The organism is Sphingobium indicum BiD32 (genome assembly GCF_000382885.1).
Classification (GTDB): domain Bacteria; phylum Pseudomonadota; class Alphaproteobacteria; order Sphingomonadales; family Sphingomonadaceae; genus Sphingobium; species Sphingobium japonicum_C.
Map to the genome: position 1 here is coordinate 13,101 of NZ_CAVK010000043.1, position 16,826 is coordinate 29,926.

Here is a 16,826-nt window from a genome sequence, read left to right on the forward strand (position 1 = left end):
CAAGCTATTCCCGCTTGCCATCTGCATTTTGCCCCGCCAAGGGACGCAGGTCATGACAGCACCCTCCCCCGGTAACGTCCACCCGATCGGCCGCGCGAAAAGCACGCCGTCGCTGGCCCCCATCATGAACCTGGTCGCCGACGGCATGAACCAGGTCAATGCCGTGATTCTGGACCGGATGCAGTCGCGCATTCCGCTGATCCCCGAACTGGCCGGCCATCTGATTGCGGGCGGCGGCAAGAGGCTGCGGCCGATGCTGACGCTCGCCTGCGCCGATCTGGTCGGCTATGCCGGATCGCGCCACTACAAGCTGGCCGCCGCCGTCGAATTCATCCACACCGCCACGCTGCTGCACGACGATGTCGTGGATGGATCGGGCCTGCGTCGGGGTCGCAAGACCGCGAACATCATCTGGGGCAACAGCGCCAGCGTGCTGGTAGGCGACTTCCTCTTCTCCCGCTCCTTCGAGCTGATGGTCGAGGCCGAGTCGCTCAAAATCCTGAAAATCCTGGCCAATGCCTCCGCCGTGATCGCCGAGGGCGAGGTCAACCAGCTGACCGCCCAGCGCAAGATCGACACCAGTGAGGACCAGTATCTCGACATCATCGGTGCCAAGACCGCTGCGCTGTTCGCCGCTGCCTGCCGCATCTCCGCCGTGGTCGCCGACCGTGACGAGCGGGAAGAACAGGCGCTCGACGTCTATGGCCGCAACCTTGGCATCGCCTTCCAGCTGATCGACGACGCGATTGATTATGAATCGGACGGCGCGACCATGGGCAAGGATGCGGGTGACGATTTCCGCGATGGCAAGGTGACGCTGCCCGTCATCCTCGCCTATGCGCGCGGCAATGACGAGGATCGCGCCTTCTGGAAGGCGGCGATCGCTGGCCACAAGATCGGCGATGATGACCTGGCCCACGCTACCGCCCTGCTCCGCCGCACCGGCGCGATCGCCGACACGCTCGCCCGCGCCCGCCATTACGGCCAGCGCGCGATCGACGCGCTGGGCATGTTCGACAATGGCAAGGCCAAGGCTGCGCTGACCGAGGCAGTCGAATTTGCAACGATGCGGGCCTATTGAGGATTTAGGTCACATCCTTCGTTTCATTTACCGTTCGGGCTGAGCCTGTCGAAGCCCTGCACTTCCTGAAGAACAGAACAGCCCTTCGACAGGCTCAGGGCGAACGGGAATTGAGCAAAGGCCCGTGATCCCATGATCCTGACCCCCGAAACCCTCGCCTTCCTGCTGGCCGCCGCATTGATGGCCGGATGCATCGACGCGATGGCCGGCGGCGGTGGCCTGATCACCCTGCCCGCGCTGATGGCTGCTGGCATCCCGCCGGTGCAGGCCGTCGCGACCAACAAGTTGCAAAGCTGTTTCGGTACCTTTGGCGCATGCGTCGCCTATGCCCGGCGCGGCCATATGGACCTTAAAACCTACAAGGTGCCGGTAATCGCGGCGTTTATAGGATCGGTCGGCGGTGCCTGGCTGCTCCAGCGGGTCGATCCGTCGATCCTGGCCGGGCTGATGCCCGCCTTGCTCATCACCATCGCCGCCTATTTCACCTTCTCGCCCAAGCTTGGCGAGGCTGACCGGCACGCGCGTGTCGGCATCGGCGCCTTGAGCGGGCTGATCGGCGTCATCGGCTTTTACGACGGCTTTTTCGGCCCCGGCGCGGGTGCATTCTACACCACCATCTTCCTGGCATTGGGCGGCCTGTCGATCCTGCGCGCCACCGCCCAGACCAAGGCGGCCAATTTCGCCAGCAATGTCGCGGGCCTGCTCACCATGGTTGCAGGCGGCCATGTGCTGTGGATCGCGGGTCTCACCATGGCGGTCGGCAGCGTCATTGGCGGGCAGGTGGGATCGCACCTGGCCATGCGGTTCGGTTCCGCGCTGATCAAGCCCCTGCTCATCATCATGTCGCTGGCACTGACCGCCAAGATGCTGATCGACCCGAAGAACCCGATCCATCAATATCTGTTCGGTTGATCTTGCCCGAAGCGCCAATCGCGCCGATGAAGCCGCAATGTCCGCCCTGCCGATCCATGCCGTCCTGCCCGATTTGCTGAGCGCCCTGCGCACGGGCAGCAACGCCGTGCTGGTCGCCCCGCCGGGGGCTGGCAAGACCACGGCAGTCGCGCCCGCCTTGCTGGACGAGCCATGGTGCAGCGGCCAGATTTTGCTGCTGTCTCCCCGCCGCCTCGCCGCCCGCGCCGCCGCTGAGCGGATCGCCGAGATGCTGGGCGAACAGCCCGGCGGGACGGTCGGCTATGCGACGCGGATGGACAGCAAGATGTCCGCACGCACCCGGTTGCTGGTGCTGACCGAAGGCATTTTCGTGCGGCGGATACAGGATGACCCGGAACTTGCCGGGGTGTCGGCGGTGCTGTTCGACGAAGTGCATGAGCGCAGCCTGGACAGCGATTTCGGCCTAGCGCTGGCATTGGACGCGCAGGAGGGGTTGCGCCCGGACCTGCGCATCGTACCGATGTCGGCGACGCTGGACGGCGCGCGCTTCGCCGCGTTGCTGGGTGATGCGGCGGTGATCGAGAGCGAGGGGCGTATCCAGCCGCTGGAACTGCGCCATATCGGCCGCAATGCCGAGCGGAAGATCGAGGATGAGATGGCCGCCGCTATCCGCCGCGCCATCGGCGAGGAAACAGAGGGCGACCTGCTCGCCTTCCTGCCCGGCGTGCGCGAGATTGAGCGGACAGCGGAGCGGATCGAGGGTGGTCTTTGTGAGGTGCATCTGCTCCACGGCTCGCTCGACCCGGCGGCCCAGCGCGCCGCCATCCGGCCATCCCGGTCGGGGGCGCGCAAAATCATATTGGCGACCAGCATCGCCGAAACCAGCCTGACCATCGACGGGGTACGAATCGTGGTCGATGCGGGACTCGCGCGGCGGCCCCGCTATGACCGGGCGGCGGGCGTCACCCGGCTAGTGACCGAACGCGCCAGCCAGGCGTCGGCGACCCAGCGCGCGGGCCGCGCCGCGCGGCAGCGGCCCGGCGTCGCCTATCGCCTGTGGGAAGCCGCCGCCAGCGCCGGGATGCCGCCCTTCGATCCGCCGGAGATCATGGAAAGCGACCTCTCCAGCCTGCTGCTCGACTGCGCGCTGTGGGGCGTGAGTGATCCCGGCACGCTGCGCTGGCTCGACCCGCCGCCCGCCGCCGCCGTCGCCGAAGCGCGCACCCGGCTGACCGCGCTGGAGGCACTGGACGACGACGGGCGGATCACCCCGCATGGCAAGGCGCTTGCGAAACTGCCGCTAAGCCCGCGCATCGCCCATATGCTGGTGCGGGCGGGCGAAATGGGGCTGGCGCAGACCGCCGCCGAGATTGCCGTGCTGCTGGGCGAGCGCGGCATCGGGGGGCAGGACACCGACCTGACCCTGCGCCTGCAACGCTGGCGACGCGAAAACGGCAAGCGCGCGGATGCGGGACGCGCGCTGGCGAAACGATGGGCTAAGCTGGTCGCGACGCCCGACCGTCTTGCTCCCCTCCCGCCTGCGGAAGGGGGCGGGGGAGGGTCTGCAACTGCTTACCTGGCGACACGCCCTCCCCTAACCCCTTCCGCAAGCGGGAGGGGGACTGACAGCGCAACCGAAGCGACCGGCCTCTGCCTCGCCCTCGCCTTCCCCGATCGCGTGTCCAAACGCCGCTCCGCCGATGGCGCGGACTGGGCGAGCGTGGGCGGGCGCGGCTTCCGGCTTGATCCGCTGTCGCCCCTCGCCCGCGAAGAATGGCTGGCCGTGGGCGAAGTGCAGGGCAGCGCCGCTGGTGCGCGCATATTGTCCGCCGCACCGATCGGCGAAGCCGATGTGCTGGCGCTGTTCCCCGACCGGATCATGACCACGCGCACTGTCCGCTTCCGCCCCGCCAATGGCGGCATAGAGGCGCTGCGGGAACGACGGCTGGGCGCGGTGCGCTTGTCGTCCGGCTCCGACGACCGACCCGATCCGGCGGCGGTGGTCGCGGCGCTGCTGGACGGTGTGCGGCAGGGCGGCCTTGACCTCCTCCCCTGGTCGGAGGCCGCACAATCGCTGAGGATGCGCGCCGATTTCGCCGGGGTCGAGGCGCTGTCCGGCGCCGCGCTCTTGACCAGCCTCGACGAATGGCTCCCGCCGCTGCTGACCGGCAAGCGCCGCCTGTCCGACATCGACCGGTCGCAATTGTCCGGCGTGCTGGACGGGCTGATCGGCTGGGACGGCAAGCAGCAGGTGGACCGGCTCGCCCCGCCCGATTTCCGATCCCCCGCCGGCAGCACCCACGCCATCGACTATATGGCCGATGGCGGCCCGCGCGTCGAACTCCGGGTGCAGGCGCTCTATGGCCTGGCCGAGCATCCGACCGTGGGGAGCGCGCGCATCCCGCTCATCCTCTCGCTCACCTCGCCCGCTGGCCGTCCGATCCAGACGACGCGCGACCTGCCCGGCTTCTGGGCGGGCAACTGGCGCGATGTGGCGAAGGAAATGCGCGGCCGCTACCCCCGCCATCCCTGGCCCGACGACCCGACCGCCGCGCCGCCCACGCTGCGCACCAAACGTGCGGACGCGCGCACCCGGACTTGACTTCACGGCGGACGCTGGTGCAACGCAGCATCACGATTTACCGGAGTCTTTCGCGATGAGCGCGCGCATTTACCAGAACCAGAAGAACGCCCTGCAATCGGGCAAGGCGCTGACCCATATATGGGTGCTGGAATATGCCCCGGCAGAGGCGAAACAGGCCGATCCGCTGACCGGCTGGGCCGGGTCTGGCGACACGCAGCAGCAGCTCAGGCTCAACTTTCCATCGCAGGAAGCCGCTATCGCCTATGCGCAAAAGCAGGGTGTGGCCTATACGGTCATTGCGACCCCGCCCAAGACGCTGAAATTGCAGGCCTACGCCGACAATTTCCGGTAAAGGCGCAAAAGCGCTGCGCAAATTCGGGCGCGATGCTGCCCGATTGCCGCCTTATTCCCTTGCCATAGGGCAGGCCGAGGCGGCAAAAGCCGTGCTTTACTGAAAGACAGAAGCAAAAGATGACGGATCGCACCGCAATTTTCGACAGCGTCACCGCGCAGATCGCCCCCTTCAACAAGAAGGGCGTCGCGCTGACCGAAACCACCAGCTTTGCAGGCGATCTGGAATGGGACAGCCTGACCGTGATGGATTTCGTCGCCGCGATCGAGGATGAATTCGACATTCTCATCACCATGAACATGCAGGCCGAAATCGAAACGATCGGCCAGCTGGCGGATGCCGTCGCGAAGCTGAAGGCCGCATAAGTAACAACATACCGTTCGTCCTGAGTAGCCGTTGAGCGAAGTTGAAACGGCGTATCGAAGGATCAGTCCCATGGACCAATGCTTCGATACGGGCCTTCGACAAGCTCAGTCCCTACTCAGCACGAACGGGTTGAGGACGATATTATGACCGACACCGCCATCGCCGCCGACACCCGCGACCTGTTGTCCAAATTCGATCCGCTGATCGCCGAGCGTCAGGCGCTGCTGGACACGGGCGTGCGCGATCCTTTCTCGATCGTGATGGATCAGGTGCTCTCGCCTACCCGCGCGATCATCAAGGGCAAGGAAACGATCCTGCTCGGCACCTATAATTATATGGGCATGACCTTCGACCCGGATGTGGTCGCGGCGGGCAAGAAGGCGCTGGACGAATTTGGCGCAGGCACGACCGGCAGCCGGGTGCTGAACGGCACCTATCAGGGCCATCGCGAAGTCGAGGATGCGCTCAAGGAATTTTACGGCACATCGTCCGCCATGGTCTTTTCGACCGGCTATCAGGCCAATCTGGGCGTGATTTCGACGCTGGCCGGGCGCGGCGACTATGTCGTGCTGGACGCCGACAGCCATGCGTCCATCTATGATGGCTGCTTCCTGGGCGACGCGGAAATCGTCCGCTTCCGCCACAATAGCGTCGAGGATCTGGACAAGCGGCTTGGCCGCCTGCCCGCCGACGCGCTCAAGCTGGTGGTGCTGGAAGGCGTCTATTCGATGCTGGGCGACATCGCGCCCCTGCCGGACATGGTGGCGGCGGTGCGCAAGCACCCCAATTGCATGGTCCTGGTCGACGAAGCCCATGGCATGGGCTTTTTCGGTCCCAATGGCCGGGGCGTCTATGAAGAACAGGGCGTCGAGAAGGACGTCGATTTCGTCGTCGGCACCTTCTCCAAATCGGTCGGCACGGTCGGCGGCTTCTGCGTGTCCAACCATCCCAAGTTCGAGATCATGCGGCTGGTCTGCCGCCCCTATGTGTTCACCGCGTCGCTGCCGCCCAGCGTGGTCGCGACCGCCGCGACCAGCATCCGCAAGCTGATGCACGCGGGCGAAAAGCGCGCCCATCTGTGGAAAAACAGCAAGCGGCTGCACCAGGGGCTGACGGACCTCGGCTTCACCCTGGGGACCAAGACGCCGCAATCGGCGATCATTGCGGTGATCCTGACCGATCAGGCGCAGGCCGTTGCGATCTGGCAGACGCTGCTGGAACTGGGCCTCTACGTCAACATGGCCCGCCCGCCCGCAACCCCGGCAGGCACCTTCCTGCTGCGCTGTTCGCTGTGCGCGGACCATAGCGACGAGCAGGTCGAACAGATAATCGGCATGTTCAAGGTTGCGGGCAAGGCGACAGGCGCAATCGCCTGAGTAGCGCGCCATTGATCAGCGTTGTTTCGCTGCTATCCTTGTTCCGCTAGTGTGACGAGTGATGGCAGACAGCGATACCATGGACGATCGGGAAACAGGCTGGCGCGTCGCATGGCGGCGCCTGTTGCCGTTCCTGCTCGGTATCCTGCTGATCGGGTCGCTCGGCGCCCTGCTCTATAGCGCCAGCAATGCCTCGCGCGATCATGCGCGGGCGCTGGCGGAACAGCAACGCAGCTTCGAGATCATCGCGCTGGCCCGCGCGTTCGAGGCCCAGACCGCCCGCGCCGAAGTGACACTTGCCCGCTATGTCATCGGCCTGAACCCGGACACTGGCCGCCTGTTTCAGGACCAGTGGCGCACCGCCGGCGCGCAGTTAAAGGCGCTGGGCTATGCGACGCGCGGCACCGGCTGGCAGCGCGGCAATGTAGAGGCGCTGCAACATGCCTATGCAGCACGCGGCAAGACGCTCAACGAAATCGGACTGCGCACCACCTACGACCAGAAAATGGCCGCGCTGGGCCGTTTTCATGAGGCCGGGACGTCGCGCGACCTTAAACGCATCACCGCGCTGCTCGACCGGGTGATCCACGCGGAAAATCTGCGACTGCGCGAACGCAGCCTGGCGGTGACGCTGGCGGGCGATCGCACCGAGTGGGTGGGGCAGACATCGCGCCTGCTGGGGCTGGCGATGCTGGTGTGCGTCTTGTTCGCAGCCTGGTTCGCGCATGTCGCCTATAGCGATCGCCGCAACGCGCGACGGCTGGCGGAGGCGGAGGCCGAACGCGCCGACCGGCTGGACCTGGCGGTGCGCGCCCGCACGGCGGAACTGACCGACGCCTATGAACGGCTGAAACAGGAATCGATCGAGCGCGCGGCGGCGGAGGAAAATCTGCGCCAGATGCACAAGATGGACGCAGTGGGTCAGCTGACTGGCGGCATCGCCCATGATTTCAATAATATGCTGGCGGTCGTTGTCGGCGGACTGGAACTGGCCAAGCGCAAGATCAGGCTGAAGCCACAGGAAGCGTCGCGGCATCTCGACAATGCGATGGAGGGGGCCAATCGCGCCTCAGCCCTCACCCGCCGGCTGCTTGCTTTCGCCCGGTCCGAACCGTTGCTGCCCAGCGCGGTCGATCCCGATGCTTTGGTGTCGGGCATGGTCGACCTGATCGACCGCACCATCGGCGACCAGATCATCGTGGCACTCGCGCCCCAGGCACAGGGCTGGCGCATATTCGTCGACCAGCATCAGATGGAAAATGCGATCCTGAACCTGTGCGTCAATGCGCGCGACGCGATGGACGGGCGCGGACGGCTGACCATCGGTACGGGTCAGGCTGTGCTGGCCGCGGGCGAGGTCGGTGACTGCATGGCGGGCGATTATGTCGTGCTGAGCGTCACCGACGATGGCTGCGGTATGAGCGCGGACGTGCTGGCCCGCGTGTTCGAGCCTTTCTTTACCACCAAGCCGGTGGGCAAGGGCACCGGGCTTGGCCTCAGCCAGATTTTCGGCTTCGTGCGTCAGTGCGAGGGCGAAATCCGCATCGAATCCGAACCCGACAAGGGCACCAGCGTCCATATCTACCTGCCCCGGCGGATCGGCGACGCAGTGGCCGATGCTGACGATTCTGCGTCACCGGCGCGGGTCGCGACGCTCCATCCGCCCACCCGCATCCTGGTAGTGGAGGATGATCCCCGCGTGCTGAACCAGACCATGGCGGCGCTGGCGGAACTTGGCCACCTTCCCATCGCCTGCGATCATCCGTCCAAGGCGGCCAAGCTGCTGGCCAATAACAGCGACATTGGGCTGATCATGAGTGACGTGCTGATGCCCGACCTGACCGGGCCGGAAATGATCCGCGCGCTGCCTGCCCAATACCGCCATCTGCCGGTGCTGTTCGTGACCGGCTATGCCGGCGACGCGACCGCCAGCGCCGATTTTGTCGGCCATGAAGTGCTGCGCAAGCCCTATACGCTGATGGCACTCGCCAATGCGCTGTCCACCGCGCTCAACGGATCGAACCAGAGCGGAACAGTCGCGGCAGCAGAGTGACGGCTCCCAGCAAGGGCCAGCGCCGCTGCCAGGGCTTGATGACGATCGCCGTCCCGGCATGGCGGTTGATCTTCCACGCCAGATAGTCGATCCCGCCCGCATAGGTGAAGCTCGCCTTGGCCAGTCGCACGACCGACAGCCACTTGCCGCGCCGCTGAAGCTGACGCCAGCGAAGGGCGGCCTGATCGGGTGACGGCGGCAGGCCATCGGCCAGCGCAGCCTCACCAAAACGGCGATAGCGGTCCGGGTCAGCGTCCACGATAGAGAGCGAGCGCCCCTTGCGTTCGGCGCGCAATTCAGCCCTGTAGGTCAGGTCGAAGCCCGCCTTCCACAGCGACAAAGCATCCCCCTGTTCTGACATCGGCCGCGCCAGCGACAGCAATGTCGGTGCGGCCTGCGCGACCGCCGCAATGGCCCGTTGACGCGCATCATCATCGGCCACCCACAACAATCGCGACGGCTGGGCAAAGCGCGCCCAGACCGAGACATTGTCCGCCCGCCCGCTGCACAGCCGGGCGAAGTCTGCTTCGGACAGCACCGCATATTTGGCGATCAAGCCATTATGTTCAAACGGAAAGACATTGGGCGGGATTAGGCGGTTGGCCCGCGCCAGCCAGCTTTTGCCATAAGCCGCGCGGTAGCCCGACACGATCAGGTAGAAATCGAGCATCAACCCGTCGAGATTGGCCTCCCGCAGGCAGGAGCCATAGAAGAGAACCGCCCGCGCAGCCTGCGGATATTTCGCTGCGAGAGCACCCGCCATCGCCGCCGCGCGCGGATCGGCGGGCTGGAGCAGTTCGGCGGTGACCAAGGGGAGGAGATTGTTTGGCATTAATCCCTAATATGTGCGGTGTGTTCCCGCGAAGGCGGGAACCCAGTTCCAACAGCGGCGCTGGGTTCCCGCCTTCGCGGGAACAGTCCATTATTTCAAGTCCGCCGCCTGAAAATCACCGACAGGTTGTTCGCGGCCATCTCGACCAGCCGGTCAAAGCGCAAAGCCTCCGCCTCCGCCTCCGCCGCCGCCACGACATCCTCCAGCCGCCGCAAGCCCCAGCGCGGGTCGCGGGCCTTGAGCGAGGCGTCAAACGCCAGATTGCTGGGCGCCGTCCCCACGCCGTCGCGGATATAGGGACCGTAGAGATAGAGCAGACCAGCGGGCGGCAGCACCCGCCCTGCCCCCTTCAATAGCCCGATCGTCGCTTCCCATGGACTGATATGCACCAAATTAAGCATCGGTTTTGCTTTCCTGAGCTTTTTCAACGCGATCCCGATCGTTTTTGGCCCATCCGGCTTCATGACCCAACTTCTGCCCAACCTGTGTGACGTCCGGGTCAGCCCGCGTCCACCTGAAAGCGCGTTGGCACAGCCGTTCTGAAAAGGTCGCCCATCGCCCGCCCAGATCACCCAGCGAAGGGCAATCCGGGCGGCACGACAGGATCAGGCAGCCCAGTCGATTCCGGTTGCCGCCGCACCAACGTCAGCCGCAAGCAGCAACGAATCCTGACTAAGGTGCGAGTAGCGTTGGGATGTGGTCACGCGAGCGTGCCCCAGTATCTGCCCGACCACGTAAAGCGACTGGCCGTTGGAGATGACATTGCTGGCGAAGGTGTGGCGCAAGTCGTGAATCCGAACATCGGGCACGCCCGCTTCTGTCCGCGCCTTGTTCCAGACATAGAAGATGTCCTTGTAGGGCTTTTTTGTCTGAGGGTTCGGCACAACGAAGGGACAGCCGTCCCAGCGAGGCACCTGCGCCAGCACATCCAAGGCGGCTTGCGACAAGGGCACATGCCGAGCCTTGCCATTTTTGCTGTGCGGAATCCGCCAGCGCCGCATGTCGAGATCAAAATGCTCCCATCGGGCATCGAGCAGTTCGCGCTTGCGCGCGCCCGTCAGCAACAGCAGCGGCACGATGAAGCGAAGCTGCCGGTTTGGACTGGCTTCGATCGCCGCCTTCACCCGTTCGGTTTCAGCCGCTGTGAGGTATCGCTCTCTCGAGTTGTTGGCCTCGAAATGCGGAATCGTGCCCAGCGGGTTCACTTCCGCGCCGGGAATTTTCCATTGGGCTGCGAGCTTGAACATATAGCCCAGCACGACATGCAGGAAGTTGACTGAAGCGGGAGACAGCCCTTCCTCGACCTTCTTGCGGAACCAAACGGCGATCGCCTCCGGCTCCAGTTCGTCCAGCCGCATCCTACCAAACTTGGGCAAGATGTGCAGGCGGAGTGCCCGCGCATCATTGGCATGGCTGCGCTTGTAGGTGCGGACATAATCGAGGTAACGTACCGACAATTCCTGAACGGTCGGCACCAGCCGCTTGGTCTGCTTATCCTCCAACGGATTTTCACCGACCACGACACGCGAACGGAGCTTCAACGCCTCGCGCTTCGCCTTTTCAAAGCTGATGTCAGGGTAAGGCCCGATCCGCATCTGGCGCAGGCGGCCGTAAGCGTCCTTGTAGCGAAGGTGGAACGACTTCCCGCCGTTCGCCCGGACCTCCAGGATGAAGCCGGACAGCTTATCCGAGTAAAAATCCACCTTGCGCTTGTCGGGCGGACAGGTGGCGGTGAGGACGAACGTGGCGTCCAGAGAAACAACAGGCATTGCGATTTTCCTTTCAAACGTGACGATGGTTCAGGCCGCAGGAGCGCGGCCGGGTCGGTTGAGGGGTGAAGATGCGGGGCGGCCGGGTCTGGCCTGCTGGCTTTGGCGAAACGGAAAATCACCAACGCCATGCGGTTTGAGGGCGGCCCCTCCCCGACGACGGCAGGTTTTCGCGGCCCACTGCGCCCGCGATGGGCACAGAAAGCTGGAAAACTGACCGCCGACGGGACGGCAAACATCAGTCGGCGAGCCGATAGACCTTCGCGCCGCGCGCCTGGACAGTGTAGGTCCAGAGGTGGTCCTCGTAGCGCTCGATCACCTGGACAGCCGCGCGCCTGCTGATTTTGAGGCGTTCCGCTACAGCGACAGCGAGAAACATCTTCTTATCGATGCCTTCCGCCATGCAAATGCGGACCATATCCACCACGGTCTGGTCGTCCGCCACCTGAGCGTTGGCCACTATGCGCTCCATCTGATCGGCATCGACCAGACGGACCGAAGCCAGAAGCTCATCATAGGATTCGGGATTGGCGGCGAAGGCATAAGCCTCTTCCGCACCGCCTCCGCGTCTCTTTTTGCTTTCGAATTTAACGACTTTCTCGCCGGTGGCATCGACATCGACCGCTTCGCTCAGCAAATAGACTGCGTCGCTATCCTCCAGAAGGTCCGTGGTGCCGCCGTAGACAGCCTTGCCGTTGGCGCTGGGATTTTTCCTCGTATGAGCAAGACTGAGACAGGTTCCGCCTTTCTGGGTGAACCGACGGATCGAACTAGCGAAGGTTGCCGTCTGCCGCTTTTCCATAAGGTCGACAAACTTCTTGATCGTGTCGATGATGATAACAACGCCCCGGCAACGATCTTCAGCGGCCATTTCATCCAACTGACCGGCGAGCATGTATGGCTCAAAACCCTTCTCACCGGGAATAAGGGTATGAACACCAGCGTCATCGAGCAAACGGCTCTTCTCCGCGATGCCATTCCCATTATCGTCGGCGTTGAGATAATAGGCATTGCCAGCCAGAACGTGACCGGCGCGGACGGCCTCCAGTAACAGCGCCAAGGCTATCAACGTCTTTCCGCTATTGGGCGGCGCATACCAGACCGTTGCCTGACCGAGCATGGCGACATTGCCTAGAAGCGGATGCATCTTAAGCGCCCGTTCCTCAAACGATGAAGCCGATCCCCGCACGCTCATATTAGCCAGAGGCGTATCCACCAATTCCATGGCCGGTGGAACAGCCTCGCCTGCGATACCACCATCTTCCTCGACCGACAGAGTGATGATTGCCAGATCGGCCAGCGATTTGCCGAACCGACCTCGATCCAATTTGTCGCCGACAGGCACAAGGATGGTGTCGCCCGGCGCAACGACCTGGACGCCGTCAGGCAGGGCCGTTGACCAGTCGTTGATGCTCTCACCATCAGCAAGCCGGTAAAATGACCCGGACGGTAGCCAGAGCATCGGCGGCGCTTCCAGGGACCGGAGAAAATCAGTGAGGGCACCATCAAATTCCACGCTAGTGGCGCGGAACCCGATGACACCTTGAGGAATCACCGCACCGACGCGATGGCGCGGGTTCTCAGCGAAATGGTCGTTAACGGCAGAGGCGGAATAGTTCGCCAGCCACGTATCGGCCTCGACGGCAGCGCCCGACAGCAATTGTTTCAGAGGAATGATCTTCAGGCCGAACTCGACCCAATAGCGTATGTCGCCCGGAGGGGCGGTACTCGATAATGTCATGGTGATGCCTCCGGCTGGGCTGCAAGAGCGCCAGCGCATTAGGTGTTTTGCTAATGTCCCGACGGGTTGAGAACGGCGGTGGAATACTCGGCCACGGTAGCGGCGGGATAGGTCCGCTGCGGGCGGCGTAAAAGTCGTCCACCTTGAAGCCTTTCTGCTTGGCAGGGAGGACTGGGGATTTTCAGCGTGGAACTCTATCTGAAGGTACGTCTGGCTTGTGCGGAAGGGCTGAGCCAGCGGAGCGCTGCAAAGCGTTTCAATGTGTCGCGCGACACGGTGCGCAAGATGTTGTCTTACTCGTCGCCACCGGGTTACCGGCGCCAGACGACGCCTGCCCGTCCAAAGCTGGGCGGGTTCATCGCGACCATCGATGGCTGGCTTGATGGGGACCGTGGCGTTCCGCGCAAGCAGCACCATACGGCGAAGCGGGTTTTCGACCGCCTGCGCCAAGAGCATGGGTTCACCGGCGGCTATACGATCATCAAGGATTACATCCGGGAGCGAGAGCAGCGCAGCCGGGAGATGTTCGTGCCGCTGGCCCACCCGGCGGGCGACGCGCAGGCCGATTTCGGGGAAGCGTTGGTGGAGATTGGCGGGGTTACGCAGAAGGCGCACTTCTTCGTGCTGGATCTGCCGCACAGTGACGGGTGCTACGTCCGGGCGTATCCGGCTGCCGTGGCCGAAGCCTGGGTCGATGGTCACGTCCATGCTTTCGCCTTTTTCGGCGCGGTGCCCCGCTCAATCGTCTACGATAACGACCGCTGCCTGGTGGCGAAGATCCTGCCCGACGGTACGCGCAAGCGCGCATCGCTGTTCAGCGGGTTCCTGTCTCATTACCTGATCCGCGATCGCTACGCGCGCCCAGGCAAGGGGAACGAGAAAGGCAATGTGGAAGGGCTGGTCGGCTATTGCCGGCGCAACTTCATGGTGCCGATCCCGAAGTTTGAGACATGGGAGGCGTTCAACCTGTGGCTCGAGGAGCAGTGCCGCAAACGCCAGAGCGACAAGCTGCGCGGGGAGAGCGAGACGATCGGCGAACGCCTGGTGCGTGATCTGGCCGCGATGCAGCCCCTTCCAGCTTCGCCCTTCGAGGCTTGCGACCAGACCAGCGGACGTGTCTCGTCACAGTCCCTGGTGCGTTACAAGACCAACGACTATTCGGTGCCGGTGGCTTGGGGGCATCAGGAAGTCTGGGTCCGGGGTTATGTCGATGAGGTGGTGATCGGCTGCCGCAGCGAGGTCATTGCCCGGCATCCTCGTTGCTGGCAGCGCGAGGAGGTCATCTTCCAAGCACTCCATTATCTCCCGCTGATCGAGCAAAAGATCAATGCGCTGGATCAGGCGGCGCCGCTACAGGGATGGCAATTACCCGAAGCGTTCGAGACGCTGCGCCGATTGATGGAAGCGCGCATGCACAAGCACGGCAAGCGCGAGTATGTGCAGGTGCTGCGCCTGCTGGAGAGCTTCGATATCGCCGATCTCCAGGCGGCCGTTGAGCACGCCGTCGATCTGGGCGCCATCAGCTTCGATGCCGTCAAGCACCTGGTCCTGTGCCGGGTGGAGCGTATACCGCCCAGGCTGGACCTGGACATCTATCCGTTCCTCCCCAGGGCAAAGGTCGAGAAGACTATTGCCAGAGCCTATCTGACCCTGTTGTCTGACGGGCAGAAGGCAGCATGAGCGGCCAGCCTCCCGAGATCCTGCTCGCCCACCATCTCAAGGCGCTCAAGCTGCCCACCTGCCTTCGTGAGCATGAGAAGCTGGCCCGGCAATGCGCCGCCGAAGGCGTCGACCATATCCGCTTCCTCGCCCGGCTCATCGAGATGGAGATGATCGACAGAGAGCGTCGCATGGTGGAGCGGCGCATCAAGGTGGCGCGCTTCCCCGCCGTCAAAAGCCTCGACAGCTTCGACTTCACCGCCATCCCCAGGCTCAACAAAATGCAGGTGCTCGAGATGGCGCGATGCGAATGGATCGAGCGCCGTGAGAACGGCATCGCTCTGGGTCCATCGGGCACGGGCAAAACGCATATCGCTATTGGGCTCGGATTGGCAGCATGCCAGAAGGGGCTGTCCGTCGGCTTCACCACTGCGGCCGCCCTGGTCAGCGAGATGATGGAGGCCCGTGACGAGCGACGCCTCCTGCGCTTCCAGAAACAAATGGCGGGATACAAGCTGCTCATCATCGACGAACTAGGCTTCGTGCCACTCTCCAAAACCGGCGCTGAATTGCTGTTCGAGCTGATCTCACAGCGCTACGAACGCGGCTCGACTTTCATCGCCAGCAACCTGCCCTTTGACGAATGGACCGAGACCTTCGGATCCGAGCGTCTTACCGGCGCGCTGCTGGACCGGCTGACCCATCACGTCAGCATTCTGGAGATGAATGGCGAGAGCTACCGCCTCGCCCATAGCCGCGCCCGCAAGTCCAAAACCAACCCCTGAAAATCAGGCCAACGCCCGGGGGAGTGGCCCTCGGGCTACGCCCTCACGCCACTCCCCCGGGCGCGCGCCACAATGGCCTACTTTTACTCCGCCCCGTGGCCGACTTTTGCGCCGCCGTTGACACCTGATCCGAGCGACATCTTCACAGAAGCGGAGAAGAAGGATTTCGCACGGCTGTTTGGCGAATTCCTCAGGGCTGAAAACATTCTGCAAAATTTCGACGAGTTCGTTGCCTTAAAGGCTTTTCAGAATTTGGACCAGCGGGACACAGAGGCTTTGGAGGTGTTCAAGGACCTCCATCACCTGAGCGATGCAGACGTCGCCAAGCTGGCCGAGGTTCAACTACCAGCCGATAGAAAAATCCAAGATTACAAATCAACCTATAACGACATTCGTGATTGGTTGCGACGAGAGAAGGTGGCGAAGGAGCGCGACAGATCCACACTAGATTGGGATGATGTTGTCTTTGAAGTCGACCTGTTGAAATCTCAAGAAATCAATCTCGACTACATACTTGAGCTCATTTTCGAGAAAAATCGCCACACCGAGGACAAGAGCGATTTGATCGACGAGGCCCGCCGCGTGATCCGAGCGAGCTTGGGAAATCGGGCGAAGGAGGATCTCATCGTCGATTTTATCAATCGGACTGACCTCGACGAGATCGACGGCAAAGACGGTGTGATCGAGGCATTCTTCGCATTTGCACAGGAAGAGCAGCGTCGCGAGTTTGAAGAGCTTGTTTCGGTAGAAAGCCTCAATCTTGAAGCCGCCAAGCGCTACGTCACAAACTCGATCAGACGTGAGTTCGCCAGTGAAAATGGCAACGATTTGAAGGATACATTGCCCAAAATGAGCCCGCTGAATCCAGAATACCTCAAACGGAAGAACGCCGTATTCCAGAGAGTTTCGGACTTCGTTGCAAAGTTTAAGGGCGTTGGAGGACGCGTATGAATGACTATCAAGACGCCGCCAGCCAAGAACCTGCGGTCGGCATCATCTATGTTCTCACTAATGACGCGATGCCCGGCATGATTAAAATTGGCCGGACATCTGGCGAAGGTGTCGAACGCAGGGTAGCTGAACTCAGCCGTGCGACAGGTGTCCCGCTGCCATTTAAGGTTGCGGTCGCCCGATCAGTTCACGATGCCCACAAGGTTGAAAAGGCTCTTCACACTGCGTTCGGCCCTGACCGCGTAAATCCCTCGCGGGAATTTTTCGCAATCGCCGAACACCGTGCGGTGGCCCTTGTGTGACGACAGTTATGTTGGCCGCCTGACGACAAACGAGATGGCCGGATCGTGATACATTTGTGTCAGCTTTGCCCCCTGCGATCGCAG

Annotated in this window: 14 protein-coding genes and 1 pseudogene; 11 read left to right on the forward strand and 4 right to left on the reverse strand. The window is 63.1% G+C overall.

The genetic code is table 11. The features are described from left to right. Window positions 1-52 precede the first annotated feature (52 nt). From EBBID32_RS04530 to EBBID32_RS04560, 7 genes are all read left to right on the forward strand, one after another. Window positions 53-1,081, forward strand: a complete 1,029-nt coding sequence (locus tag EBBID32_RS04530) for a polyprenyl synthetase family protein (RefSeq protein WP_037488739.1) — start codon at window positions 53-55, stop codon at window positions 1,079-1,081. Window positions 1,082-1,213: 132 nt separating this feature from the next. Continuing rightward, window positions 1,214-1,993: a TSUP family transporter gene (locus EBBID32_RS04535; protein WP_006951466.1), complete on the forward strand. Its 780-nt coding sequence runs from the start codon at window positions 1,214-1,216 to the stop codon at window positions 1,991-1,993. Window positions 1,994-2,030: 37 nt separating this feature from the next. Further along, window positions 2,031-4,574: an ATP-dependent helicase HrpB gene (gene hrpB, locus EBBID32_RS04540; RefSeq protein WP_006951468.1), complete on the forward strand. Its 2,544-nt coding sequence runs from the start codon at window positions 2,031-2,033 to the stop codon at window positions 4,572-4,574. 55 nt (window positions 4,575-4,629) lie between these two features. Beyond that, window positions 4,630-4,908, forward strand: coding sequence for an ETC complex I subunit (locus tag EBBID32_RS04545; RefSeq protein WP_006951469.1), 279 nt, complete (start codon window positions 4,630-4,632; stop codon window positions 4,906-4,908). A 119-nt stretch (window positions 4,909-5,027) separates the two neighbouring features. Beyond that, complete coding sequence (locus EBBID32_RS04550; protein WP_006951470.1) at window positions 5,028-5,273, forward strand: acyl carrier protein; 246 nt, start codon at window positions 5,028-5,030, stop codon at window positions 5,271-5,273. Window positions 5,274-5,417: 144 nt separating this feature from the next. Next, window positions 5,418-6,650, forward strand: coding sequence for a serine palmitoyltransferase (gene spt, locus EBBID32_RS04555; RefSeq protein ID WP_006951471.1), 1,233 nt, complete (start codon window positions 5,418-5,420; stop codon window positions 6,648-6,650). A 61-nt stretch (window positions 6,651-6,711) separates the two neighbouring features. Continuing rightward, window positions 6,712-8,703 carry an ATP-binding protein gene (locus EBBID32_RS04560; RefSeq protein ID WP_037488742.1) on the forward strand — a complete coding sequence of 664 codons (1,992 nt, stop codon included), beginning with the start codon at window positions 6,712-6,714 and terminating at the stop codon, window positions 8,701-8,703. Here EBBID32_RS04560 and EBBID32_RS04565 read toward each other — a convergent pair. The 4 genes and pseudogenes from EBBID32_RS04565 to EBBID32_RS23165 all read right to left on the reverse strand — a co-directional run bounded on the left by EBBID32_RS04565 (window position 8,660) and on the right by EBBID32_RS23165 (window position 13,045). After that, window positions 8,660-9,535, reverse strand: a complete 876-nt coding sequence (locus tag EBBID32_RS04565; RefSeq protein ID WP_006951475.1) for a hypothetical protein — start codon at window positions 9,533-9,535, stop codon at window positions 8,660-8,662. The genes EBBID32_RS04560 and EBBID32_RS04565 overlap by 44 nt on opposite strands. Before the next feature lie 95 nt (window positions 9,536-9,630). Beyond that, window positions 9,631-9,933: pseudogene (locus EBBID32_RS04570) on the reverse strand (DUF938 domain-containing protein); the annotation flags it as partial. A gap of 207 nt (window positions 9,934-10,140) precedes the next feature. Next, window positions 10,141-11,304 (reverse strand): site-specific integrase, encoded by a 1,164-nt coding sequence (locus tag EBBID32_RS04575; protein WP_006951478.1) that lies wholly within the window; start codon window positions 11,302-11,304, stop codon window positions 10,141-10,143. A gap of 238 nt (window positions 11,305-11,542) precedes the next feature. Then, window positions 11,543-13,045 carry an AAA family ATPase gene (locus EBBID32_RS23165; protein WP_006951484.1) on the reverse strand — a complete coding sequence of 501 codons (1,503 nt, stop codon included), beginning with the start codon at window positions 13,043-13,045 and terminating at the stop codon, window positions 11,543-11,545. 186 nt (window positions 13,046-13,231) lie between these two features. On the opposite strand from EBBID32_RS23165, the gene istA reads away from it, so the two are divergent. The 4 genes from istA to EBBID32_RS04600 all read left to right on the forward strand — a co-directional run bounded on the left by istA (window position 13,232) and on the right by EBBID32_RS04600 (window position 16,742). Further along, window positions 13,232-14,725, forward strand: a complete 1,494-nt coding sequence (istA, locus tag EBBID32_RS04585) for an IS21 family transposase (protein ID WP_006951485.1) — start codon at window positions 13,232-13,234, stop codon at window positions 14,723-14,725. Continuing rightward, complete coding sequence (istB, locus tag EBBID32_RS04590) at window positions 14,722-15,489, forward strand: IS21-like element ISSsp5 family helper ATPase IstB (RefSeq protein ID WP_006951486.1); 768 nt, start codon at window positions 14,722-14,724, stop codon at window positions 15,487-15,489. Before istA ends, istB begins: the two co-directional genes overlap by 4 nt. A 72-nt stretch (window positions 15,490-15,561) precedes the next feature. Then, entirely contained in the window at window positions 15,562-16,440 is an 879-nt protein-coding gene (locus EBBID32_RS04595) for a type I restriction endonuclease subunit R, EcoR124 family (RefSeq protein ID WP_006951487.1), read from the forward strand. After that, a complete protein-coding gene (locus EBBID32_RS04600; protein WP_051093269.1) occupies window positions 16,437-16,742 on the forward strand; it encodes a GIY-YIG nuclease family protein in 306 nt (101 codons plus the stop codon). Before EBBID32_RS04595 ends, EBBID32_RS04600 begins: the two co-directional genes overlap by 4 nt. Window positions 16,743-16,826: the final 84 nt, after the last annotated feature.